Origin of the sequence: Agrobacterium sp. lyk4-40-TYG-31, from assembly GCF_030209855.1 — a bacterium.
Lineage (GTDB): Bacteria > Pseudomonadota > Alphaproteobacteria > Rhizobiales > Rhizobiaceae > Agrobacterium > Agrobacterium vaccinii.
Genome location: NZ_JARVRE010000008.1, coordinates 157,222 through 181,821, shown reverse-complemented (window position 1 = coordinate 181,821; position 24,600 = coordinate 157,222). Strand labels below are relative to the sequence as shown.

Sequence of the window (24,600 nt, the reverse complement as noted above, 5' to 3'; positions counted from 1 at the left end):
CCGTGATTTTCAAGCAACACATTGTGGCGAAAATGCAACGACGCCCATCACTTGTCAACCGTGTCAGGCGGTTCGCGAACTGCGATACACAGATACGCCAAGCTCGCGAATCTTTTTGCGCAACGTATTGCGGTTCAGTCCAAGAAGATCGGCGGCTTTGATCTGGTTGCCACGTGTTGCCGTCAGCGCTGCGAGAATCAGCGGATACTCCATTTCGCGCAGAACGCGATCATAAAGCCCTGCTGGCGGCAGATTTTCGCCAAAACTGGAGAAGTAATCTCGCATGTTTTCTTCCACGGCCTGCGAAATCGTCAGCGAGCCATTGCGGGTTGCGGTGCGGTCAATCGGGCTATCGGGAACATCCGACTGAAGTTCCTGCTCGATGATTTCGCGGGTGATGACTTCCTGTGGATAAAGCGCCATCAGGCGGCGAATGAGGTTCTCCAACTCCCGCACGTTGCCTGGCCACGCATAGGCCTTCATAAGCTCCAGCGCCTCGGTCTCGAAACGTTTGCCTTCCAGCCCCTCTTTTTCACCCGTCTGGATGAAGTGACGAACGAGGTCTGGAATATCCTCGGCGCGATCACGCAGAGGCGGCAGGCGCAATGGCACGACGTTGAGGCGATAATAAAGGTCCTCGCGGAACAGACCCTGATTGATCGAGGTCTTCAAATCCTTGTTTGTCGCAGCCACGATGCGAACATCGGTGCGGATCGGCGTGCGCCCGCCGACGGTCGTGTATTCGCCCTGCTGAAGCACCCGCAAAAGCCGCGTCTGCGCATCCATCGGCATGTCGCCGATTTCATCCAGAAACAGCGTACCGCCCTCGGCCTGCTCGAACCGGCCCGTAGAACGGTTCTGTGCTCCGGTAAAGGCACCTTTCTCATGGCCGAAGAGTTCGGATTCGATCAGGTCACGCGGAATGGCGGCCATGTTGATGGCGACGAATGGCCCGTTGCGGCGCTTGCCGTAGTCGTGAAGAGCGCGGGCGACCAGTTCCTTGCCGGTGCCGGATTCACCTGTGATCATCAGAGTCAGATCGGTCTGCATCAACCGGGCCAGCACGCGGTAGATTTCTTGCATGGCAGCAGAACGACCGACCAACGGCATGCCGTCCTGCATATCGTCATCAAGCTTGGCAGGCTTACGCTTGGGCTCGGACAGAGCGCGACCGATGATGGCGATGAGCTCTGTCAGATCGAAGGGCTTGGGCAGATAGTCATAGGCACCTTTTTCAGAGGCCTTGATAGCCGTCATGAACGTGTTTTGCGCGCTCATGACCAGCACCGGCAAATCAGGGCGCGCTTTTTTGATGCGCGGCAGAAGGTCGAATGCGTTTTCATCCGGCATCACCACGTCGGTGACGACAAGGTCGCCTTCCCCCGCAGAAACCCAGCGCCACAGGGTCGCAGCGTTGGATGTTATCCGCACGTCGTACCCCGCACGGCTAAGTGCCTGGTTGAGGACCGTACGGATAGCCGCGTCGTCATCGGCCACGAGAATCGTTGCTGTCATCGATTAAGTCCTGTCGGGTTCGGCAAAATGCTGTCGTCCGCCGCCAATTCGGGGGAAACGGGCATCAATACGCGGAAAGTCGTGCGATGGTTCTGGCTATCGCACTCCACGATGCCGCCATGGGCACCGATGAGTTTGGCGACGAGTGCAAGCCCAAGACCGGAACCATTGGTCTTGGTGGTAATGAAGGGGTCGAAGAGATGCGGCAGCAAATCCGAGGGCACGCCGGGGCCGTTATCGACCACGCAAAACTCTAGTGGCAACGAGATGCGCTCGCGTGTGCCCGCCACCGATAGGCGAATGCCCGGGCGGTAGGCAGTCGTGAGAACGACCTCGCCATCCGGTTGGTTACCCACGGCCTCGGCGGCATTCTTGACCAGATTGAGGAAAACCTGCACCAGCTGATCACGGTTGGCGTAAACAGCAGGCAGCGAAGGATCGTAATTCTCGCTGATCTTGATGTTGCGGGCAAAACCGGCTTTCGCCACTGCTTTCACGTGGTCCAGCACCGAGTGGATATTGATCGGCATACGGTCTACGGGGCGCTCGTCGGAGAATATCTCCATACGATCCACCAGTGACACGATGCGGTCTGTTTCATCGCAGATCAAACGTGTCAGCGCCCGGTCTTCGTCAGGAACCGAGGTTTCCAGCAGCTGTGCCGCGCCACGAATACCCGAAAGCGGGTTCTTGATTTCATGCGCCAACATGGAAGCAAGGCCCGTGACAGAACGGGCAGCGGCACGATGTGTCAACTGACGGTCGATCTTGTCGGCCATCGAGCGTTCCTGAAACACCACGACGACCGAGCCCGGCTCGCTGACCACAGGCGCGACATAGAGGTCAACCAGCTTGTCCTGCCCCAAACGCGGCGACGACAGATCGACACGGTATTCGTTGACCGGCGCACGACGTTCACGCACCTGATCGATCAAGGCCAGAAGCGGACTTCCGAACGGAATGAAGGTGGAAATGCGATAGCGGGCGAGATGCGTGGCGCTGGCACCGAAAAAAGCCTCAGCCTCCCAGTTCGCAAAGGCTACGAAACCTTCGCCATCCACCAGAATGACCGGGTTCTGCACGGCGTTGAGAACAGCCATGGCTAGCGTATTGTTGGCACCTGGCGTTGCTTTGTCGGCGCTCATGCGGCCTTCCTCGCGGCGGACAGTTCCGCGCCTTGTTGCAGCGCCGAGCGCAGCAGCGCGGTCACCTGCCCCGTGTTTTTCGATGTCATGATGTCAACCTTGTCATCTGTCTTCATGCCAGCGGCAAAACGGTCCAGATACCATCCAAGATGTTTGCGCGCATGGCGAAGCCCGGCTTCGATGCCGTAGAATTCCAGCATCAATTCGTAATGCTCGACAGCGATATCGGCGATCTCGGCGGCCTCCGGCGGCGCATGACCGGCCAGAACCGCAGGCAGCCACGGTTGACCCTGCGCCCCTCGCCCCACCATGACAGCGTCTGCGCCAGACCGACGTAAAATCTCCACAGCATCATCAGGTGTTTCGACATCGCCATTGGCAATCAGCGGCACGGAAATCACGTCCCGCACGGCCTTGATCGCATCCCAGTCCGCACGCCCCTCATAAAACTGCATGCGTGTGCGGCCGTGAATGGTGATGAGCTGAACGCCTGCGGCTTGCGCACGCGCCGCGATTTCAGGCGCGTTGATGGACTGGTCGTCCCAGCCAAGACGCATTTTCAAAGTCACCGGCACGTCGACGGCCTTAACAGTGGCCAAGATCAGGCTCAGAGCGTGGTCGGGCTCGCGCATCAGCGCGGAACCGGAATAACCGCCGGTCACCTTTTTCGCGGGGCAACCCATATTGATGTCGATGATACCAGCGCCGTTATCCGCCGAAATCTTCGCCGCTTCTGCCATCCAGTAGGCTTCGCGGCCGGCAAGCTGCACCATGTGCGGCACCATGCCTGCATTCCTCAGCCGCGCCCAGGACTCGCCGCGATTGGCAACCAGTTCACGGCTCGCGACCATTTCGGTCACCACGAGGCCTGCGCCATACCGCCATGCCAGCCGCCGAAACGGCAGATCCGTAACGCCAGACATAGGTGCCAGTACCGCGCGGTTACGAACGGTAACGGGTCCGATGTTGAAAGGGTCTGACAAAAGCGGAAGCGGCAAATGGTGATCTTTCATGCAGTTTAAAATATGCATTATTTTTAGACAGCCTTTATGGTCTTGCCAAGCACTTTCACGCGCATATCCATATGTTTTGATGAATTTTTATATTCGATGCACAAAAGATTAGAAAAGCGGCACATGGTTTGGGAGGATTCTCTGTGCTCTCGCTGGCAAACGGGGTTCTAAAACGCTACAGCAGCTCTGTAAACCTTTGAAGAGATGCACAAACGGCATAGGTTCAATGCAGGAATCGACTATGAAAATCGGAATCGTCGTTGTCGCAGCCGGGCGGGGAGAACGCGCTGGTGCGCCAGAGGAAGGCCCCAAGCAATATCGGCTGATCGGCGGCAAATCCGTCATACAGCATACGCTTGAGCGTTTTATGGCATGGCATGAGACAGCCCCGGTCGTCGTGGTCATCCACGCAGATGATGTGGCGCTGTTTGACGCTGTCCGAACACGTCTGAATGCGAACGACCGTATTAACAGCGTCATTGGCGGCCAGACGCGTCAGCAGTCCGTGCTGGCAGGTCTTGAGGCGCTGTCACAGAGCGGCGTGACCCACATCATGGTCCATGATGCCGTCAGGCCCTTCATCGACGCGGATGTGCTGCAACGGATTGCCGATACGCTTTCTGCCGGAGAAAAAGCCGTGCTGCCCGCAGTGCCGGTTGCCGATACTCTGAAGCGCGGAGCCGCAGGTTTTGTCACCGATACGGTGTCGAGAGAGCAGCTTTATGCCGCCCAGACGCCACAATCCTTCGATTACCCGGCAATTTTGTCCGCGCACCGCAATGCCGCCGCTGCCGACCGTAATGATTTCACCGATGACGCCGCCATCGCCGAGTGGGCCGGAATTCCGGTTAAGCTGGTGGATGGGCTTGTCGAAAACGTGAAGCTGACTTTGAAACGAGATATTGCAATGGCCGATGAGAAGCTTTCCGCCACCCTGCCAGACGTGCGCACCGGCAATGGTTACGATGTTCACCAGCTAGGCGACGGCGACGGCGTTACGCTCTGCGGCATTTTCATTCCGCATGATCAGAAACTGATGGGTCATTCGGATGCCGATGTCGCCCTTCACGCCTTGACGGACGCCCTGCTTGCCACCTGTGGCGCAGGCGATATTGGCGATCACTTCCCGCCATCCGACATGCAATGGAAAGGCGCCGCCTCCAGCATATTTTTGAAACATGCCGCGAAAGTGGTGCGGGACGCGGGTGGCACCATCATGAATGCCGACGTTTCGCTCATCGCCGAGGCCCCCCGGGTTGGGCCGCACCGTCAGGCCATGCGGAAAAATCTCGCCGATATTCTCGGTATTTCGCTCGACCGATGCTCGGTCAAGGCAACGACCAACGAGACGATCGGCTTTGTCGGTCGCCGCGAGGGCATCGCCGCCATCGCAACGGCGACGGTGGTTTATCGCGGGCATCAGCCATGAGTCTCTTTCCTGCCGATATCGAGGGCCTTGCGCAAACAGTCGTCAAGGATTTTGGCGCGCAGGGACAGATGCTGTCGACAGCGGAAAGCTGCACCGGCGGACTGATCGCCGGCGCCCTGACCGATATTCCGGGTTCGTCGGCGGTCGTAGACCGTGGCTTCGTGACCTACACCAATGAAGCCAAGATGCAGATGCTGGGCGTCAGCGCCGTCACGCTGAACTCATTCGGCGCAGTCTCGCGCGAAACCGCGTTGCAGATGGCCCATGGTGCGCTGTTTCGCTCCCGCGCCGAACTTTCCGTCGCGGTCACGGGCATCGCGGGCCCAGGTGGTGGCTCGGACGCAAAGCCGGTCGGTCTCGTGCATCTCGTTGCAAAGCGACGTGACGGCCAGTTCATTCACCGCGAAATGCGGTATGGCGATATTGGCCGCACCGATGTGAGGTTGGCGACAGTCAGAACCGCGCTGGAAATGGTGCTGGCGCTTACTCAGTCCACATAAATCTTGTCTGCCCGCGTCTCGAAGGCTTCGGCAAACATGCGGAAGGCACGGTCGAACATGGAGCCCATGACGGCACCCAGAATGCGGCTTTTGAACTCGTAATCGATAAAGAAATACACCGAGCAGCCGCCATTTTCTGTCGGCTCAAAACGCCAGCGGTTATCGAGATATTTGAATGGGCCATCCAGATATTTCACATCGATGGCATTCTCGTCCGGCTTCAGCAGAACCTGCGTCGTAAACGTCTCGCGAAATGCCTTGTACCCAACGGTCATATCCGCCACCAGCAACGTCTTTCCATCCCGGTCCTTTCTGGAACGAACGGTTAGACCTTCGCAGAGCGGCAGGAATTCGGGATACTTCTCCACATCGGCGACGAGAGCATACATCCGTTCGGGAGAGTGTTTGACAGGGCGGCGGGTTTCAAATTGCGGCATAAGCGGCAATTAATGCGCGGCGCGAACAAGATCAAGAAGCTGGCGGGCCTGCGCTCTGGATTTCACCTGAAATATCGGCACATGCGGACCGTAAAGTTCGAAATTCCTGATAAAGACTGGCGCATGGCGCTTCTCGAAATGCCAGATGTAGCTCAAAAACTCCCGATTGGGCAAAGGCTCCTGGCACCCGTCAGCCATATCGGGCCGCACTGTGCCGTAATTGGCAGCCACCCGCTTTGCTACCCCCATCAGACACGTCAGGCGTGGAATGCGCATCCAGATCACCACGTCGGTTCGGGGCAATCGAAGCTGAAATGTCGATGGGTTGGAACCGTCGAGCAGCCAGCGGTCGCGGGTGACGATCTCTTGCAAGATGCGTCGTTGCGCCCCGCTCTCACGCTGTGACCAGCCATCCAGCCACCGCACGTCGCGGTCTATCGAGAAATACTCGAGCCCTAGATGGTCAGATAGCCCGCGTGAGATTGTGGTCTTGCCGCCACCAGAGCAGCCAACCACCATAATCCGGGCTGCTTTCGATGCCAGAGAGGCCGCGTGTTCGATGTCATTGACGACTGCCATCCACTTCACCTTTGCATAGCAGTTTATGAAAATTGACTATTGCAACCATACTGGGCGGGTTGCTATTTAGGTGCAAGAGAGTTGCACCCATGGGATGCAGCCCAACAACCAGGCTAAAATGCCTTGCGAGCGACACGATGGATGATTTTTCCAACATTATCAACTTACTAGAATCCGCGAAACAGCTTGCTTCGATGAACAGCATGCCGATGCTTGCCTATCTCATCGACGTCGCAAAATGCGAAGCACGGGAAAACAAGCCGGTTCTACGCAAGCGCAAGCGTGGCGAATCGACGATCAAGCAGGAAGCCGAAGTCTGAGACACTGGCTGGCGGCTTGCCATCCGACATGAGATCGTCAAGATAATGAGTGGCCGCGACGCGGCCATCTTTCGTTTTGGGGAACCGGATAAGGATAGAATGCAAACCGTATCTGTCGATATGCGCTCCTATCGCGGCGAGACCCCTAGCGAACGCCATGCCTTTGTGCAGATCGTTCTGCCCGTTGCCGGACAGTTGGAGATCGATGTCTGTGGGCAGCAGGAAAGATTGTCGCCCTCTCGAGGTGTGCTGGTTCACAAGAACACGTCCCACACCCAGACCAGTACAGTGTCCAACCGTTCGCTGGTGGTAGACATGGACGAGCAGGCGGTGGGCGCCGATATGCTCGACAAATTTTCCTCAAAGCCCTTTATCGATCTCAGTCTGCGAACGACCAAGCTGACGCAGTACATGCACAACATGCTGCAAAAGGGCGAAGGGGATGCAAGGGCTGCTCTAGCATGGGCGCCGATCCTGATTGCGAGCCTTTCGGACGAAAGCCCCGATCTCAAATATCGGCTCTCAGTGCTGAAGGCGCTCGTGGAAATCGACCCCTTCATGCCGTGGAGCCTGGAGCGCATGGCAGACCAAGCGGATATCAGCGTCAGCCGTTTGCACGCCGTCTTCCGTGAGCAGTTCGATGAAACGCCGCATCTCTGGCTGGCCGATATCCGCATGACGAAAATTCGCGAACTTTTGGCGAACTCGTCGCTGCCGATTGCCGAAATTGCCGACAGGGCCGGTTTTGCCGATCAAACCGCCCTCACCCGCGCCATGAAGAAAGCGATGGGCACCACGCCCGCCGCCTATCGTCGCGAATTTTCGGCGCAGCCGCAGTAGTTTATGTCAAGACAGCCCCTCAACGCCGTGGCAGATAACGCCTGGCAACGAATGGGCATGGCATGAACAAGACTGGTCTCGGCGTATTTTTTGGCATGCTGGCGGGTGCGCTCTGGGGTGGAATATTTCTGGCTCCCAAGCTGATCCCTGATGGCTTCACGCCCTTGCAGCTTTCGACCGCGCGATACCTGACCTACGGCGTCATAGCCTTGATCCTGATCGCCCCGAAAATCCGTCGTGTCGCGTCGCGTTTCGGCAAGGCGGAATGGATCGCGTTGGGGTGGCTGAGCCTCATCGGCAACATCGTCTATTACGTCTTCATCTCGACCGCGGTGCAGCTCAGCGGCGTGGCCTTCACCTCGATCATCATCGGCTTTCTGCCCGTAGCCGTCACCATCATCGGAAGTCGCGATCACGGAGCAGTATCCCTGAAACGCCTATGGCCGTCGCTTCTTTTCGGAGCAATCGGCATCTTCGGGATATCCTGGCAGTCCCTCTCAGAGGGGCAAGGTGGTTTCGATCTTACCAAGATCATCGGTCTCGCCTGCGCTCTCGGCGCGCTGGCATCCTGGACGGCCTTCGCTGTCGGCAATGCCCGGTGGCTGACGCGCCTGCATGATGTCAGCGCCGACGAATGGAATCTGATGACCGGCGTGGTTACCGGTGGACTGGCCTTGACCCTCGCCATCCCTGCCTTCGGCTTCAGCGCAGATGTCCACAGCGGTTCGGACTGGCTGCAATTCACCGCCGTCGCCATCGGCCTGGGCATCTCCGCGTCCATCTTCGGCAACGCACTGTGGAACCGTATGAGCCGCCTGCTTCCGCTGACGATGGTGGGGCAGATGATTCTGTTCGAGACGCTGTTTGCGTTGCTCTATGGCTTCATATGGGAACAGCGCGGGCCGACGCTGATCGAGAGCGCGGCGATTGTGTCCGTTGTGGTGAGTGTGTTGCTGTGCATGCAGGCGCATCGACCGGCGAAGGTGCATGGGTGATGTGGCGAGAGTACCAGCTAGTTGTCAGCAATTACTTCTGCTGAGCGCGTGGCATATTCCTTCTTCATGCTGAGGTGCTTTGGCCGCAGGCCTAAGCCTCGAAGCATCCCGACCAAGAACTCAACCATGCGGCCCGCAACCCACGTCCTTCGAGGCCCCTTTGGGGCACCTCAGGATGAGGGTTGCTGCGTTGCGCCGAAGCCCCTTCACCTAAAAGGCTGCTAGCATGCACCTTGGGGCCACTGTTGCCTCACTCAGCCGCAGCCAACAACTTCCGCTCACGGTTCGCCCGCAGCCGCTCAAAGTCATCGCCCGCATGGTGCGACGAGCGTGTCAGTGGGCTGGAAGACACCATCAGGAAGCCCTTTGTATAGGCAATCGTCTCATAGGACTTGAACTCTTCCGGCGTCACATAGGCTTCGACCTTGTGGTGCTTGCGGGTTGGCTGGAGGTACTGGCCAATGGTCAGGAAATCCACGTCTGCGGTGCGCAGATCGTCCATAAGCTGAAGCACTTCGTTGCGCTCTTCACCCAGGCCGACCATGATGCCTGACTTTGTGAACATGGTGGGGTCCAGTTCCTTCACGCGCTGCAACAGCCGCACGGAGTGGAAGTAACGCGCGCCGGGACGAACCGTGAGATAGTTGCCAGGCACTGTTTCCATATTGTGGTTGAACACATCGGGCTTGGCGGCCACCACACGTTCCAACGCACCAGGCTTCTTCAGGAAGTCCGGTGTCAGGATTTCGATGGTCGTGTTCGGCGAAGATGCGCGGATCGCCCAAATCACCTTCTCGAAATGCTCCGCACCACCGTCGGCCAGATCGTCACGGTCAACAGATGTGATGACGACGTGGGAGAGGCCCATCTGCTTGACGGCCTTGGCAACGTTTTCTGGCTCAAACATATCCAGCGCATTCGGCTTGCCGGTCGAGACGTTGCAGAAGGCGCAGGCGCGGGTGCAGATTTCACCCATGATCATGAAGGTCGCGTGCTTCTTTTCCCAGCATTCGCCGATATTCGGACAGCCAGCTTCCTCACACACCGTCACCAGCTTGTGAGAGCGCACCAGCTCACGCGTCTCGTGATAGCCCTTGGACGTCGGCGCTTTCACGCGAATCCATTCCGGCTTACGCATGACTTCGGTGTCGGGACGATGCGCCTTTTCCGGGTGGCGGATGCGCTTTTCGTCCAACGCTGTCCTGTCGAGAATAGTGACCATTATAAACCTGCTTCTACCGTTTTGAACGGTTTAACGCCTGACCAGCTTGGCGAGGAATAACAGAAGGCTTGCGCCCAAGAAAGATGTGACGAAATAGCCGAGCCTGCTGTCCTGCACAAACACGTCAAATGTACGCAGCACGGCAACCGCCACGACCGAACCGACAATGCCCAGCACGATATTCATGAAAATGCCGAAACGCATATCCATGAGCTTGCCTGCCAGCCAACCGGCCAGACCGCCGATGATGATGGCTGCTATCCACCCTACACTTTCCATTTCGAGCTCCCGTCAACCATCCTTCAACGACATATGGTATACCCGGTTTGCCAAGGCAATGCCGGGTATCGCCTGGTAGTTATGCGTTCAGCACACGTCCATAGGCGTCCAGCACGCTTTCCTTCATCATTTCCGACAGCGTCGGATGCGGGAAGATCGTGTGCATCAGTTCTTCTTCCGTCGTCTCCAGGTTCATGGCAACGACGAAGCCCTGAATGAGTTCGGTCACTTCCGCGCCAACCATATGCGCGCCGATCAACTCGCCGGTCTTCTTGTCGAAGATGGTCTTGACCATGCCCTGATCCTCACCCAGTGCAATCGCCTTGCCGTTGGCTGCGAAGGAATAACGACCGACACGGATTTCGCGGCCCTGCTCCTTCGCCTTGGCTTCCGTCAGACCGACCGACGCGACCTGCGGGTTGCAATAGGTGCAGCCAGGGATTTTCAGCTTGTCCATGGCGTGAACATTCGGCAGACCAGCAATCTTTTCGATGCAGATCACACCCTCATGCTCGGCCTTGTGAGCCAGCATCGGTGGGCCAGCAACGTCGCCGATGGCATAAAGACCGGGAACATTGGTCTTGCCGTAACCGTCGATGACCACGCAGCCGCGATCCGTCTTGACGCCGAGCGCTTCCAGACCAAGGTTCTCGATGTTGCCTTGTACACCAACAGCCGAAATCAGGCGATCAGCCGTGATCTTCTGCACCTTGCCATCCTTGGTTTCCACATGCGCCGTAATCGAGTCGGAACCCTTCTCGACCTTGGAGACCTTGGCTTCGGTGATAATCTTCAGGCCGCGCTTTTCAAGCTGCTTGCGGGCAAAGGCCGAAATCTCAGCGTCTTCCACCGGCATGACATTGGCCATCAGTTCCACCACGGTCACATCCACGCCCATGGAGCGGTAGAACGAAGCGAACTCGATGCCGATGGCACCGGAGCCCATGACGACGATGGATTTCGGCATGAAATCCGGCTTCATCGCTTCGAAATAGGTCCAGATCAGCTTTCCATCCGGCTCGATGCCGGGCAATGCGCGTGGACGGGCGCCCGTGGCGACGATGATGTGCTTGGCGGTATAGGTGCCCTCGCCGAGAACGCCCTTCGGAACAGGGTTCTGCGGCTGGACGATAGGCTTGGAAATCTTGCCAACGACAATCTCGTTCGCCTTGGTCAACTTTGCCTCGCCCCAGATGACGTCGATCTTGTTCTTCTTCATGAGATACGCCACGCCGCCATTGAGGCGCGCAGACACGCCACGCGAACGGGCGACGACTTCCTTGACGTCGGCGGTAATCGTGCCTTCCAGCTTTAGGCCGTAATTCTTGGCATGGTTGGAATTATCCAGAACTTCGGCAGAGCGAAGCAGCGCCTTGGTGGGAATGCAGCCCCAATTCAGGCAGATGCCGCCCAGATGCTCGCGCTCGACAATCGCCGTCTTGAGGCCCAATTGCGCAGCGCGGATGGCCGTGACGTAACCGCCCGGACCCGAACCGATAATGATGACGTCATAAGACTGAGCCATGTCTGTTTCCTGCCTTTGTCTTCCCGAGGGCGAAACCATGCCGCAGCCTCAGTCGATTTCTTTTAAAGTCCAAGCATCATGCGAACGACGGGCTCGAGGCCTCTTCCAATCGCACGTGTGTTTTCTGCATCCAAATGAACGCCATCAACGGGCGTCGTCACCGCAACGGAGGCAGCATCGAAGAACCCGCAGCCCTTCTCATCCGCCAGATCGCGATAGAGCGAGCCCATCATCTGCGATTGCTCGATGGCACCGGCATACATGGCCGCAAACATCTCATTGCCTGTTTCGCAAATATGCGGAGCAGACACGATCAGGATTTCCGGCTGCTCGTCATCGAACGACCAGACGTGGCTGCGCACGAGATTGATAAGCCGCTCGACACCTTTCACCGCACCAACAGCGTTACCGCTGCCGATACCGCGCTTCAGATCATTCGTGCCCAGCATGATGATGACGAGATCGAGCGGGGCATGACTGTGCAGCAGCGTCGGCAAGATGCGCGCGCCATTGCGGTCGCAATCCGCCAGATGATCGTCGTAAGCCGTGGTCCGACCGTTCAGCCCTTCGGCAATGACATTGACATCCGTTCCCAGCGCTTTTTGCAAAACGCTCGGCCAGCGGTCTTCAAAGGCATGACGACCAAGATTTTCGGCGTCGAAACCCCAGGTCAGACTGTCGCCATAGCAAAGAACGGTTTTCGTCATGTCAGCCTCGCGAATGGAGCGAGCCGAAAACCGTTACCCGGCTTCCGGCTCAGCGTTTTTTTACACCAGCATGCCCATCGGGTTTTCAATGTAGCGCTTGAAGGCAGATGCGAGTTCTGCGCCCAGCGCGCCATCGATGACGCGGTGGTCGAAGGCGAAGGTGGCGGTCATGACCGTACCCACTTCGATCTTGCCACCACGCACAACCGGCTTTTCGACGCCAGCACCAATAGACACGATGGATGCCTGCGGCAGATTGACGATCGAGGTGAAGGATGAGACGCCGAACATGCCGAGGTTGGACACGGATGTGGTGCCGCCCTGGTATTCTTCCGGCTTCAGCTTCTTGTCACGCGCACGCTTGGCGAGATCCTTGACCTCGTTGGAGATCGCAGACAGCGTCTTCGTCTCGGCATTGCGCACGATTGGCGTGATCAGACCATCGGGGATCGACACGGCAACGCCAACGTCTGCATGCTTGTGCAGAACGCGGGCCGTCGATGTCCACGATGCATTCGCCATCGGGACGTCACGCAGAGCAAGCGCCATCGCTTTGATGATGAAGTCGTTGACGGAAAGCTTGAAGGCCGGAACCTCGCCTTTTTCCGTCTTCTTCACCGGTGCGGACGCATTGATCTCGGCGCGCAGCTTCAGCATCGCATCGAGTTCGCATTCCATCGAGACCGTGTAGGACGGAACGGTCTGCGTCGACTCGGTCAGGCGCGAGGCAATCGTCTTGCGCATACCGTCGTGTGGAAGAAGCTCGTAGGAGCCTTCCGCAAACAGCTTCAGCACGTTTTCGTCCGAAGGACCCTTGGCAGGAGCCGGAGCAGCAGTGCCAGCGGATGGTGCAGGAGCCGGAGCAGCCTTCGCACCGCCGGAAGCAGCCGCCTTTTCAACGTCGGTCTTGACGATACGACCGTGCGGGCCGGAACCGGAGACAGCAGACAGATCAAGACCGGCTTCCTTGGCCAGACGACGTGCCAGAGGCGAAGCGAAGATGCGTTCGCCATCCTTGGAGACTGGTGCTGGCGTCGATGGCGCCGGGCCCTGATCAGCCACAGGCTTTTCAGCCTTGGCAGGAGCGGCCTCGGTCTTTGTCTCCTTCGGCGCGTCAGCCTTCGCAGCTTCCTGCTTCGGAGCTTCGGCCTTTGCAGGTGCAGCGCCACCGCCCTTGGCAGCGTCAGCCACATCTTCGCCTTCTGCAGCAAGGATTGCGATCACAGCATTGACCTTGACGGCTTCCGAGCCTGCCGGAACGACCAGCTTAGCAACGATGCCCTCATCCACGGCTTCCACTTCCATGGTCGCCTTGTCGGTTTCGATCTCGGCAATCACGTCGCCGGGACCAACTTTATCGCCTTCCTTGACCAGCCACTTGGTGAGATTTCCCTCTTCCATGGTTGGCGAAAGGGCAGGCATTGTGATGTTGATAGGCATGACTAGCCCTCCCCCCAAACGAGATTGTACTGTTCCAATTCTTCAGGTTTTTCTGCCAGCGAACTTAGCTGCGACGGCGAGACTTCGATATATCCCGCAACATCACTCAGCCAGTCGCTCACGGCGCCGATGACGCCGATATCCTCACGCGGGACACCGGCGACGACATCGCCCTCACCGTCATTGATCACAGCCCAAAAAACGATGCGCTCGAACTGAGGCGCATCCTTGGACCCTACAACACGATACCAGTTTTCACCGGCCGGGAGGATGTGTTTGATTTTACCCAAATTCTCCTCCTTCATTTGTAGCAGACGGTTTTGACGGCCTGAATGACTTCGTCAACATTCGGCAGAGCCAGCTTTTCAAGGTTCGCAGCATAAGGCATCGGAACGTCCTTGCCAGCAATCGTCAGGATCGGCGCATCGAGGTAATCGAATGCGGCGCGCTGCACGCTGTTGGAAATGAAGTCACCGACAGATGACTGCGGGAAGCCTTCTTCCACCGTCACCAGACGACCGGTCTTCTTGACGGATTCGATCACCGTTGGCAGATCCATCGGGCGGATGGTGCGCAGGTCGATCAGTTCGACATCGATGCCGAGCTTTTCGAGTTCCGCAACAGCCTTGATGGCATAGGTCATGCCGATACCGAAGGAAACGATGGTCGCATCCTTGCCCTTGCGGTGAATGCGCGCCTTGCCGATTGGCAGAACGAAATCATCCATCTTCGGAACTTCGAAGCTCTGACCATACAGAATTTCGTTTTCGAGGAAGATGATCGGGTTCGGATCGCGGATCGCAGCCTTCAAGAGACCCTTCGCGTCAGCAGCCGTATAGGGCATAATGACCTTGAGGCCCGGAATATGGCTGTACCATGCGGCATAGCACTGCGAGTGCTGGGCAGCCACGCGGGCAGCAGCGCCCGACGGACCACGGAACACCATCGGCGCACCCATCTGACCACCAGACATGTAGAGCGTCTTGGCAGCAGAATTGACGATCTGGTCGATCGCCTGCATGGCGAAGTTGAACGTCATGAACTCGACGATCGGGCGCAGACCCGTCATCGCTGCACCGACGCCGATACCGGCAAAGCCGTGTTCGGTGATCGGAGTGTCGATAACGCGCTTGGCGCCGAATTCCTGCAGAAGACCCTGAGTGATCTTGTAGGCGCCCTGGTATTCGGCGACTTCTTCACCCATGACGAAAACGTTCTCGTCGGAACGCATTTCTTCAGCCATCGCATCACGCAGTGCTTCGCGCACCGTCTGTGTTACGAACTCGGTGCCCTCAGGGATATCCGGGTCGGCAGCAACTTCGATCTTTGGTGCTGCCGGAACCTTCGCAGCTTCCTTGTCGGCAGAAGGCTCTTCGCTGGCTTCGCGGGTTTTGCCGCCAGCAGCGTCAGAACCGGAATTGGCAGCGTCTGCCTTCGGCTCTTCCTTCTTCGGTGCGGAAGACGCAGAAAGATCGTCAGCGCTTTCGCCGTCCTGAAGCAGCACGGCAATGGCCGTGTTGACCTTGACGCCTTCGGTCCCAGCTTCGATCAACAGCTTGCCGATGACGCCTTCATCCACGGCTTCGACTTCCATCGTTGCCTTGTCGGTTTCGATTTCAGCAATCGCGTCGCCGGAGGAAACGTTGTCACCTTCTTTCTTCAGCCACTTGGAAAGCGTGCCTTCCTCCATGGTTGGGGAAAGGGCGGGCATGAGAATTTCTATAGGCATGTTATCTCCCTTCCCAAATCAGAGCAGAATGTCGGTGTAGAGCTCGGAAACATCCGGCTCCGGGTCGTTCTGGGCGAACTCGGCGCTGTCAGCCACGATGTCACGAACATCCTTGTCGATTGCCTTGAGTTCATCCTCAGTGGCCCAGCCCTGTTGAAGGAGCCGCGCCTTGACCTGCTCGATTGGGTCATGTTCCGCGCGCATTTTCTGCACTTCGTCCTTGGAACGGTACTTTGCCGGGTCAGACATGGAGTGACCACGATAACGATAGGTCAGCATTTCCAGAATGATCGGACCCTTACCGGAACGGCAGTGCTCAAGCGCCTCATCAGCAGCAGCTTTAACAGCACGAACGTCCATGCCATCGACCTGTACGCCGGGAATGCCGAAGCCGGAGCCACGCAGCGAGTAGTTGGACTGCGCCGTGGCGCGAGCCGTGGACGTACCCATCGCATAGTGGTTGTTTTCGACGATATAGATGATCGGCAGCTTCCAGAGAGCAGCCATGTTGAAGCTCTCATAGACCTGGCCCTGGTTGGCAGCACCATCACCGAAGTACGCAACGGAAACACTGTCATTGCCGCGGTACTTGTTTGCGAAGGCGAGACCGGTTCCCAGAGAAACCTGAGCTCCCACGATGCCATGGCCGCCGTAGAAATGCTTTTCCTTGGAGAACATGTGCATGGAGCCGCCCTTGCCCTTGGACAAGCCGCCGCTACGTCCGGTCAACTCGGCCATAACACCGCGTGCGCTCATGCCAGCAGCCAGCATATGGCCGTGATCACGGTAAGCGGTGATGACCTGATCGCCTTCCTTTTGCGACATGTTCATGCCGACGACGACAGCTTCCTGCCCTATGTAGAGGTGACAGAAACCACCGATGAAGCCCATGCCGTAAAGCTGGCCGGCCTTTTCTTCGAATCGGCGGATCAGAAGCATTTCACGATAGGCGTGCAACTCTTCGTCTTTACCAAAGTCCGGCGTATTCTTGCCGGTGAATTCCTTGGTGGCGGTCTTTGCCGTAGTCTTGCGGCCGGATACGGTCGCGGTTTTTCGCGGCGCCATTCATCCCTCCCTGAGTTGCCATTAGAATGGTTGGATTGGGACGCACCATATGCAAGAAAAAGCGAACCAGCAATGCCATAAACGCATGGCTCATATTCTGGTAAGTTGCTGTGAATAAATTAAAAAACTGGATTAACCGATATCAAGTTAATCAGAAATATGTATTCATGATCACGATTTCGTCGCTGCGTGACATATTCAACTGATAACGCGAGATTTCATCGATCATGTCGCGCTCCAGCGAACCATCGCTCATCAGCTCGACCTGGCGCTCTAACGAGACGCGTGCCTTGGTCAGCTTCGCAAGCTCGACGGTGCGCGCCAGACGCTGACGCTCCAGACGTTCCGTGGCCTGAAGACCAAAGTCGCCATGGACACAATGATATCCGAAATAGGAAAGAAATGCGACGGTGATTGCCGGAACGACCAGACGGCCAAAACGTCTCTTCTTGTGATGCTTGGTCCACATACTCTTGAACAGCCTTCAAACGCGTTACTGCCATCACCATAGCCGCATTTGTTTAACCATCCGTTGACCTTAACTCCGTCGCCCACCGCAGCGCACAAAAAAGGCCCGCCGAAGCGAGCCTTTTTTAAATCTGTATAGAAAGCCTTAGCCACGCAGGATCGAACGGCCAGCGTAAGCTGCCTGTGGGCCGAGCATTTCTTCAATGCGGATCAGCTGGTTGTACTTGGCCAGACGGTCGGAGCGCGAAAGCGAACCGGTCTTGATCTGTCCGCAGTTGGTCGCAACCGAAAGATCGGCAATCGTCGAATCTTCCGTTTCGCCTGAGCGGTGCGACATGACGGCGGTGTAGCCAGCCTTGTGCGCGGTTTCGACCGCGTCGAGCGTTTCCGTCAGCGAACCAATCTGGTTGACCTTGACGAGGATGGAGTTGGCAACGCCCATCTTGATACCGTCACGAAGGCGCGCGGAGTTTGTGACGAAAAGATCGTCGCCGACCAACTGCACCTTGGAGCCGATCTTGTCGGTCAGATACTTCCAGCCGTCCCAGTCGTCTTCAGCCATGCCGTCTTCGATGGAAATGATCGGATACTTTGCGGCTAGTTCTGCAAGGTAGTCGGCCATGGCTTCCGGCTCGAGCGTACGGCCCTCGCCTTGCATCTCGTACTTGCCGTTCTTGAAGAACTCGGTCGAGGCGCAATCGAGCGCCAGAGCAACGTCGTCGCCTGGCTTGTAACCAGCCTTTTCGACTGACTTCATGATGAAGTCGAGAGCTTCAGGCGCACTCTTCAGGCCCGGCGCAAAACCGCCTTCGTCACCAACGTTGGTATTGAAGCCCTGTGCCGACAGTTCCTTTTTCAGAACGTGGAAGATTTCCGCGCCGATGCGCACGGCGTCACGGATGCTTTCCGCGCCAACCGGCATGATCATGAACTCCTGGAAGTCGATTGGATTGTCGGCATGCGCGCCACCATTGATGATGTTCATCATCGGCACGGGCAACAGATGCGCGTTCGGGCCGCCAACATAGCGGTAAAGCGGCAGGCCGGTCGTTTCGGCCGCAGCCTTGGCGACAGCCAGGGAGACGCCGAGGATCGCGTTGGCGCCGAGGCGTGACTTGTTCGGCGTGCCATCGAGCTCGATCAGCGTCTGGTCGACATGGATCTGGCTCTCGGCATCGAAACCGCCCAGAGCGTCGAAAATCTCGGTGTTGACGGCTTCGACAGCTTTCTCGACGCCCTTACCCAGGTAGCGCTTGCCACCATCACGCAGTTCAACGGCTTCGTGTGCGCCTGTCGATGCGCCCGATGGAACCGCCGCACGACCGAAAGAACCGTCTTCCAGATAGACATCGACTTCAACGGTGGGGTTGCCACGGCTGTCGAGGATTTCGCGTGCGATGATATCGGTAATGGCTGTCATGATCTCTCCCTTGGGACTGGAACAGGAATTTCAGATGCCTGTTTTAGAGTGCATCCCGAAACCTGTGAAGCGCTTTTCGGTTGAGCGGCGCGATAAACAGGGCGACGGAAATGGCGACTCGATTTGAGTTTCTTCCGCCGCTGTAGACGACGTACAAGAATTTACAATGACGGCACCCTCTTCCAGACGCCTTCCTTCTCATAAAAATCGATTAAGGCCAAAAGCCGTCACGCAGCCTTGGCGATATTGTCAAAGGCCAGCAGTTTTTCCAGAAGCTTCGGCATATCCTTGAGGTGCACCATGTTCGGCCCGTCGGACGGCGCATTATCAGGGTCCTCATGCGTCTCCACGAAAAGACCAGCAACGCCCACGGCCACGGCAGCACGAGACAGCGTTTCAACAAACTCCCGCTGACCGCCGCTGGAACCACCCTGCCCGCCAGGCTGCTGCACGGAGTGCGTGGCATCGAACACCACGGGCGCACCTAGCGATGCCATGATGGGAAGCGAACGCATATCGGAAACCAGCGTATTGTAGCCGAACGAGGCCCCGCGCTCGCAGAGCAGTACGTTCGGATTGCCGCTATCGTTCAGCTTCGCCAGCACATTCTTCATGTCCCAAGGGGCCAAAAACTGACCCTTCTTGACGTTGATGACGCGACCGGTCTTTGCAGCCGCCACCAGCAAGTCAGTCTGGCGGCTGAGAAATGCCGGAATCTGAAGGATATCCACGACAGGCGCGACGATGCCGCACTGTTCCTCGTTGTGAATATCCGTGAGAACCGGAAATCCGAACTGGCTTTTCAGCTCCGAAAAAATCTCAAGCGCCTTATCGATGCCGATACCGCGCTGACCGGAGAGCGACGTGCGATTCGCCTTGTCGAAAGAGGATTTGTAGACCAGACCGATACCCAGCTTGCTGCAAAGCTCAGCCAGCGTGTCTGCAATCATGAAGGCGTGATCGCGGCTTTCCATCTGGCACGGGCCAGCGATCAGCGAGAAACGCTCGGTGTTGGAAAAAGAGACTGCGCCAGCACCCTCGCCGGAAACCACTTTCAGATTATTCGTCACACTCATGATGATTCCCCTGATACAAAAGCGACGCTTCGCAGCAAACGCCGCCGAACCATCCTGCAATCTCTCAAAACTCGCCACGCACTTAGCAGCAAGCAGCAGCGAAGTCACGGCATGACGTGGCAGGCGTGGCAGAACACCCACAGGACATCTGTCAACGATCTCTTAAATGATTTGGGATGACTATTGGGGATTGCAGAACACATGTGGAACATATAGTGTTCGTTCTGTATTTGTTTCACGAATCTAAGCCTCAAAGCTCCAAGGGTGTTTACTCCATGCTCACGCGCAAACAGCAGGAACTGCTTCTCTTCATTCATGAGCGAATGAAAGAGTCCGGCGTGCCGCCGTCCTTCGATGAAATGAAGGATGCGCTCGATCTTGCCTCCAAGTCCGGCATCCACAGGCTGATTACAGCGCTAGAGGAACGCGGATTCATTCGCCGGCTACCGAATCGCGCCCGCGCGCTCGAAGTCATCAAGCTTCCCGAATCATATTCACCGCAGAACAAGCCGCAGCGAGGCTTTTCACCCAGCGTCATCGAAGGCAGCCTCGGCAAACCGCAGCCCGTGCAGCCGCCGCCTCCCGCTGCCGCAAACGATCGCAACCCCGATTCGGTGAGTGTACCGGTTATGGGACGGATTGCTGCGGGCGTACCGATTTCGGCAATCCAGAACAACACGCATGATGTCGTCGTGCCCATGGATATGCTGGGTGCGGGCGAGCATTACGCGCTTGAAGTCAAAGGTGATTCGATGATCGAAGCAGGCATCTTCGATGGCGATACGGTTATCATCCGCGATACGAGCACGGCAAATCCGGGCGATATCATTGTCGCACTGGTGGATGAGGAAGAAGCGACCCTGAAACGCTTCCGTCGCAAAGGCGCGTCGATTGCGCTCGAGGCCGCGAACCCTGCCTATGAAACCCGTATTTTCGGACCTGATAGGGTGAAAATTCAGGGCAAACTCGTTGGCCTGATCCGCCGCTATCACTGAGATCTGCCGGGGCAGATTTGATTATCTGCCCCGCCTTGGTGTTTCCAATTTTCGGTGTTTGCGACGCTTGATGCTTAGTGGTCGAGGTTCGCTTGAGGTCGGACCGGCATATTATGCGTGTTTTAGACGGATAACTCGCTCAGGACGGTTTTCAAAAACCGGAAATCATTAGCCGGATCATCATCTTTTGAATCTTGCGCCATTTTCGATAGTCTATGACGAGTTGAGCATGACGTTTTTAGTGGTGATGAATGCGGTTGAGCAGCGGAATATAAGGTTTTCCGATCTCAGCGCGATGCTGGAAAGGCACTCGCTTGAGCAAATGACAAAACATCAAATAATTTGAAGATCGCCATCGCGTAGATCGTCTGTATTGGAGAATTTTCCCACGCTAACACGGTATGCGCAACGAGGGATTTTGAGATGTACGATCTTTACATAGCCAACAAGAACTATTCATCCTGGTCACTGCGGCCATGGGTGTTGATGCGAACACTCGATATTCCCTTCAGCGAGAAACTCACGCCCTTCGGCAATTCAGCACAGGATTTCGCAGTGTTTTCGCCAACGGCCAAAGTACCCTGCCTCGTCGAAAACGAGTTTGTCGTATGGGATACGTTGTCGATAACAGAATATCTGGCCGAACAGCACATTGGCGTTTGGGCTGGTGATGCGAGGTCGCGGGCATGGTCCCGTTCTGCAGCGGCAGAAATGCATTCCGGCTTCCAGACATTGCGCAACGAGCATCCGATGCATGTCGGTCTTCGCATACAGCCAACCGCGATCGGTGAAGCTTTGCGAAAAGACATCTCTCGTATCGACGCACTTTGGCAGGAAGGTCTGACATCCTTTGGTGGGCCATTCCTGGCAGGAGAAGCATTTACGGCGGTCGACGCGTTTTTCTGTCCCGTCGCCTTCCGCTTTCAGACCTATGCAACAGCCTTGTCTCCCGAGTCAGAGGCTTACAAGAACCGGCTTCTCGCCCTGCCAGCGATGCAGGAATGGCAAGATGCCGCTTTGCTGGAACCGTGGCGCGATGCGGAACACGAGGCGGAAGCCAAGGCCACCGGAGAATGGCTCGCGGATTTGCGCTCCAAGCCGTGATCTCTGGATAAACCTCCTATCACGAGCGCACGCTGCGGCTTAGTTTTCCAGAGGAAACGAGGATTTGAAGGATTTAGCCGAAGCATTTAAACCTGCACCTTTCGAGCCAAGCGTAATCACCGCGAAGTCGACAACATCGTCTTGATATGCGGCGGAAGGAACGTGTCGAAATCTCGTTCGCGCCAGTCATAGCTCCGGTGCATGGTCCAGAACCGATCTACACCCTGCATTGCGGCCTGCGCTTTCACGACGGGGTCACTCTTGTCGCCAAGCCAGATTTCCAGCGAGCCGGTTCGGCGCAATGTGTCTTGGCTGATGAGTATGGCGCCGGAATAGCATTCGCTAAAAGAGACGCGTCGTGTCGTTACGATCAGGTCGGCGATTTCGCAGGCAGTTCCATTCAGTGCAGAGTCGAAGATCACGGCTATAGCAACGCCGGTTCGGGATTTGGCAACGCACCAGCTATCCTTCTGGCAGGTGAAGCGCTCTGGTTTGGAAAGCGCATTTCGCATCTCCTCTGCTGCTTTCGCCTTGTCTTTCTCGCTCAAACCAGCGCGGTGTGTAGCAGGTCGCTCGTCGGCATCAGCCTCGTCACCATCAGGTGACTTTGCGGTTTCCAGCATGTCGGGCGGGTCATACCGCTGCGATAGGGGCAGCGCCCTCACCCATTGATCATAGATGAAACCCGAGGCCCGCTGCTTTGTCGTCGCGACCGAATCCTCAGTCAGTAGCGCGACCAGCGAACCGTCCTCATAGATCAGCAAATCTGGCCTTGCTCGCCATTGCTCTACGACCAACAATCCAAACCCGGCGGCAATGAACGGCAAGCCTATAAGTGCCAGACGAGTGCGTAGAAGTGCCAACAGCAAAAAACCTGTCGTGGATACGGCGAGAAACCAGCCATTCTGGCGCCCGATCGTCGCATCGCCACCCCAACTGGAGACAGTCATTGCGATATCGATCACCAGTGCCATGCCGTAGCCCATGACCTTCAGAAAGGGAGCGTCGAGCCCAAACGGCATCAACAGCATGCCGATCAGCGCAAACGGCATGACGATCAACGACATGACAGGCGTAGCCGCCAGATTGGCCGCCAGCCCATATGTCGTGATCCGGTGAAAATGCTCGATGGAGTAGACAGCAGTCGAGATGCCACCGATCAGTGACGTCGCCACGACACCGCCTATGATCGTACCAGCCTTGGCCGCCAATGACAGCCACCATGGTGGACGGGATAGTATCCGCTGCTCGAGGTCGCCTCGCCACCTGCTCCAGAAGGCGTAGCCGGACACCAGTGCCAGCGTCGCCGCAAACGACATCTGGAAACTCGGACCCATCACCTCATGCGGTGACAGAACGATGATGACGATGGCGGAAAGCGCGATGTTTCTGAGACTGATCGAGGGCTTGTCCACCAGCACCGCGATCAGCATGACTGACATCATCAACCACGCCCGCTCTGCCGATACGGCAAACCCAGAGATGAGATAGTAGGCGAGCGTCATCAACAGCGCCGCAAATGCGGAGATTTTCTTCACGGGCCAGCGCTGCGAAAAAGCGGGAAAAAGGCTGAATGCGGTTCGCATGCCGACAAAAAAGATACCGGCGGCCAGCGCCATGTTCAGCCCTGAAATGGCAACTATATGCGCCAACCCGGAAACGCGCAGCGCTTCCATCGTCTCATTGGAAATCGCGCGCCTTTCGTCGGTGATGATCGATGCAGCGAACGCGCCAGCGTCGCCGCCGATCAGGTCACGAATGCGTTGCGCAATATCGCTTCTGAGCTTGTAGAGCCACGCATCCGCTGCCCCCGTCCACGTTGTGGACTTTTGCTTGTCAGGCAATGTCTTCGGCACACCGTAGAAGAAACCCGTCGCGCCTATTCCATTGAAATATGAAGCGAAGGCGAAGTCGTTGAGCCCCGGCAGCGCCGGGCCCGAGGGCGGCGATAGCCGCGCCTTTCCGGTGATCACACCACCAATGGCCACCGCCTCATGACGGCTGCGTGATGCCAGCGAGACTTTCTGCGGTGGGCGGGAAAGTTTCGGGCCTGATGTCGCGTCCAGAACCACGACATATCGCCAGTTACCCCTCGCATCCAATTCACGCCGCTCCACGGTCCCGGTAATCGTCGTGGTCACTGGTGTGTCGAGAATGATGGTGCCCAAGCGCCGCGCTTCAAGATCAGCCAGCAGCATGCCAACAGCAACGAGAGTAGTGGCTTTTAAAATTGCAGAGGCAGTGCCCGGGCGGTGCAACATGGCTGCGGCCAATGCACCGATGCCAACCGCGAGAAACATCAAAAACCAGCGTGATGGTGTCGCGGGCAGACCGAACCATAGCGCAGCCCCCAACGCGATGAAGACGGGCACGAACAGAAAGTCTTGGCGGTGCATCACCTCCTGCTCGGCACAGGTGATGATCCATTGTTTGAGAGCACGAACCGACCAACCCCGGGCAGCTCCCTGCCCCGTTTCCAAGGCCACTTCACGACGCGACGTGTGAAGCGGCAACAGCAAATCATCGAGGTCCGCATGCGCAACGGAGCTCGTTTCCGCCAGGCGGAAATGCTGTTTTTCGTCCTGTGTGTTCAAAGCCCGGCGCCCCTTGCCGCAGCCCTTAGTTTGCAACCCCCAAGAAAAGATTGCAACCTGTTGCTGAGTTAAGAAAGCATTGACCTAGAATGAAACACTATGCCGTAGAAATGCTCCATTTCGGGATATTGGCGTGTCGCAATGCACAATTTGGCCGTTGGATAGCTTGGCTTTATGGCTCGGATCATATAGCTAAATCGCTG

At 57.1% G+C, this 24,600-nt stretch carries 24 protein-coding genes; 7 read left to right on the top strand and 17 right to left on the bottom strand.

Annotated features, from left to right (window positions below):
* Positions 1-63: 63 nt before the first annotated feature.
* Genes ntrC through dusB form a run of 3 tightly spaced genes read right to left on the bottom strand, consistent with a single transcriptional unit; the run spans position 64 to position 3,673 of the window.
* Positions 64-1,515 carry a nitrogen regulation protein NR(I) gene (gene ntrC, locus QRN55_RS16655; protein ID WP_111838314.1) on the bottom strand — a complete coding sequence of 484 codons (1,452 nt, stop codon included), beginning with the start codon at positions 1,513-1,515 and terminating at the stop codon, positions 64-66.
* A complete protein-coding gene (locus QRN55_RS16650) occupies positions 1,512-2,660 on the bottom strand; it encodes a two-component system sensor histidine kinase NtrB (RefSeq protein ID WP_284777534.1) in 1,149 nt (382 codons plus the stop codon). The genes ntrC and QRN55_RS16650 overlap by 4 nt, the downstream gene beginning before the upstream one ends.
* A complete protein-coding gene (dusB, locus tag QRN55_RS16645; protein WP_284777533.1) occupies positions 2,657-3,673 on the bottom strand; it encodes a tRNA dihydrouridine synthase DusB in 1,017 nt (338 codons plus the stop codon). The genes QRN55_RS16650 and dusB overlap by 4 nt, the downstream gene beginning before the upstream one ends.
* A 241-nt stretch (positions 3,674-3,914) precedes the next feature.
* Between dusB and QRN55_RS16640 the strand changes: the two genes are divergently transcribed.
* Complete coding sequence (locus QRN55_RS16640) at positions 3,915-5,102, top strand: bifunctional 2-C-methyl-D-erythritol 4-phosphate cytidylyltransferase/2-C-methyl-D-erythritol 2,4-cyclodiphosphate synthase (RefSeq protein ID WP_284777532.1); 1,188 nt, start codon at positions 3,915-3,917, stop codon at positions 5,100-5,102.
* Positions 5,099-5,602, top strand: a complete 504-nt coding sequence (locus QRN55_RS16635) for a CinA family protein (RefSeq protein WP_284777531.1) — start codon at positions 5,099-5,101, stop codon at positions 5,600-5,602. The genes QRN55_RS16640 and QRN55_RS16635 overlap by 4 nt, the downstream gene beginning before the upstream one ends.
* Here the strand turns inward: QRN55_RS16635 and QRN55_RS16630 are convergent.
* Together QRN55_RS16630 and QRN55_RS16625 are read right to left on the bottom strand one after the other, a co-directional pair.
* Complete coding sequence (locus QRN55_RS16630; RefSeq protein ID WP_284777530.1) at positions 5,590-6,039, bottom strand: type II toxin-antitoxin system RatA family toxin; 450 nt, start codon at positions 6,037-6,039, stop codon at positions 5,590-5,592. The two genes, QRN55_RS16635 and QRN55_RS16630, sit on opposite strands and share 13 nt — an antisense overlap.
* A 9-nt stretch (positions 6,040-6,048) precedes the next feature.
* Complete coding sequence (locus QRN55_RS16625) at positions 6,049-6,618, bottom strand: P-loop NTPase family protein (RefSeq protein ID WP_284777529.1); 570 nt, start codon at positions 6,616-6,618, stop codon at positions 6,049-6,051.
* 137 nt (positions 6,619-6,755) lie between these two features.
* On the opposite strand from QRN55_RS16625, the gene QRN55_RS16620 reads away from it, so the two are divergent.
* The 3 genes from QRN55_RS16620 to QRN55_RS16610 all read left to right on the top strand — a co-directional run bounded on the left by QRN55_RS16620 (position 6,756) and on the right by QRN55_RS16610 (position 8,773).
* Entirely contained in the window at positions 6,756-6,938 is a 183-nt protein-coding gene (locus QRN55_RS16620; RefSeq protein ID WP_111838309.1) for a hypothetical protein, read from the top strand.
* A 99-nt stretch (positions 6,939-7,037) separates the two neighbouring features.
* Positions 7,038-7,778, top strand: a complete 741-nt coding sequence (locus tag QRN55_RS16615) for an AraC family transcriptional regulator (RefSeq protein ID WP_284777528.1) — start codon at positions 7,038-7,040, stop codon at positions 7,776-7,778.
* Positions 7,779-7,840: 62 nt separating this feature from the next.
* Positions 7,841-8,773: a DMT family transporter gene (locus tag QRN55_RS16610; protein WP_284777527.1), complete on the top strand. Its 933-nt coding sequence runs from the start codon at positions 7,841-7,843 to the stop codon at positions 8,771-8,773.
* A 250-nt stretch (positions 8,774-9,023) separates the two neighbouring features.
* Here QRN55_RS16610 and lipA read toward each other — a convergent pair whose 3' ends face one another.
* The 11 genes from lipA to kdsA form a co-directional block, all read right to left on the bottom strand.
* On the bottom strand, positions 9,024-9,995 hold the full coding sequence (gene lipA / locus QRN55_RS16605; protein ID WP_077121025.1) for a lipoyl synthase: 972 nt from the start codon (positions 9,993-9,995) through the stop codon (positions 9,024-9,026).
* A 30-nt stretch (positions 9,996-10,025) separates the two neighbouring features.
* Positions 10,026-10,274: a GlsB/YeaQ/YmgE family stress response membrane protein gene (locus QRN55_RS16600; protein ID WP_042619429.1), complete on the bottom strand. Its 249-nt coding sequence runs from the start codon at positions 10,272-10,274 to the stop codon at positions 10,026-10,028.
* A gap of 79 nt (positions 10,275-10,353) precedes the next feature.
* Complete coding sequence (gene lpdA, locus QRN55_RS16595) at positions 10,354-11,799, bottom strand: dihydrolipoyl dehydrogenase (RefSeq protein WP_112499938.1); 1,446 nt, start codon at positions 11,797-11,799, stop codon at positions 10,354-10,356.
* Positions 11,800-11,861: 62 nt separating this feature from the next.
* On the bottom strand, positions 11,862-12,506 hold the full coding sequence (locus QRN55_RS16590) for an SGNH/GDSL hydrolase family protein (RefSeq protein WP_284777526.1): 645 nt from the start codon (positions 12,504-12,506) through the stop codon (positions 11,862-11,864).
* Positions 12,507-12,566: 60 nt separating this feature from the next.
* Positions 12,567-13,946: a pyruvate dehydrogenase complex dihydrolipoamide acetyltransferase gene (locus QRN55_RS16585; protein WP_284777525.1), complete on the bottom strand. Its 1,380-nt coding sequence runs from the start codon at positions 13,944-13,946 to the stop codon at positions 12,567-12,569.
* Positions 13,947-13,948: 2 nt separating this feature from the next.
* On the bottom strand, positions 13,949-14,236 hold the full coding sequence (locus tag QRN55_RS16580) for a hypothetical protein (RefSeq protein WP_162694399.1): 288 nt from the start codon (positions 14,234-14,236) through the stop codon (positions 13,949-13,951).
* An 11-nt stretch (positions 14,237-14,247) separates the two neighbouring features.
* Complete coding sequence (locus QRN55_RS16575) at positions 14,248-15,675, bottom strand: pyruvate dehydrogenase complex E1 component subunit beta (protein ID WP_284777524.1); 1,428 nt, start codon at positions 15,673-15,675, stop codon at positions 14,248-14,250.
* An 18-nt stretch (positions 15,676-15,693) separates the two neighbouring features.
* Entirely contained in the window at positions 15,694-16,740 is a 1,047-nt protein-coding gene (gene pdhA / locus QRN55_RS16570; protein WP_112499935.1) for a pyruvate dehydrogenase (acetyl-transferring) E1 component subunit alpha, read from the bottom strand.
* Positions 16,741-16,891: 151 nt separating this feature from the next.
* Positions 16,892-17,209 (bottom strand): FtsB family cell division protein, encoded by a 318-nt coding sequence (locus QRN55_RS16565; RefSeq protein ID WP_111838302.1) that lies wholly within the window; start codon positions 17,207-17,209, stop codon positions 16,892-16,894.
* Positions 17,210-17,353: 144 nt separating this feature from the next.
* On the bottom strand, positions 17,354-18,628 hold the full coding sequence (eno, locus tag QRN55_RS16560) for a phosphopyruvate hydratase (protein WP_284777523.1): 1,275 nt from the start codon (positions 18,626-18,628) through the stop codon (positions 17,354-17,356).
* 227 nt (positions 18,629-18,855) lie between these two features.
* The gene (gene kdsA / locus QRN55_RS16555) at positions 18,856-19,704 is read right to left on the bottom strand and encodes a 3-deoxy-8-phosphooctulonate synthase (RefSeq protein WP_284777522.1); all 849 of its coding nucleotides are present in this window, start codon (positions 19,702-19,704) and stop codon (positions 18,856-18,858) included.
* 275 nt (positions 19,705-19,979) lie between these two features.
* Here kdsA and lexA point away from each other — a divergent pair, with 275 nt between their 5' ends.
* Positions 19,980-20,699: a transcriptional repressor LexA gene (lexA, locus tag QRN55_RS16550; RefSeq protein WP_112500028.1), complete on the top strand. Its 720-nt coding sequence runs from the start codon at positions 19,980-19,982 to the stop codon at positions 20,697-20,699.
* 423 nt (positions 20,700-21,122) lie between these two features.
* Positions 21,123-21,803: a glutathione S-transferase family protein gene (locus QRN55_RS16545; protein WP_284777521.1), complete on the top strand. Its 681-nt coding sequence runs from the start codon at positions 21,123-21,125 to the stop codon at positions 21,801-21,803.
* A gap of 116 nt (positions 21,804-21,919) precedes the next feature.
* On the opposite strand, the gene QRN55_RS16540 is transcribed toward QRN55_RS16545, so the two are convergent.
* Positions 21,920-24,397 (bottom strand): ComEC/Rec2 family competence protein, encoded by a 2,478-nt coding sequence (locus QRN55_RS16540; RefSeq protein ID WP_502871341.1) that lies wholly within the window; start codon positions 24,395-24,397, stop codon positions 21,920-21,922.
* Positions 24,398-24,600 lie beyond the last annotated feature (203 nt).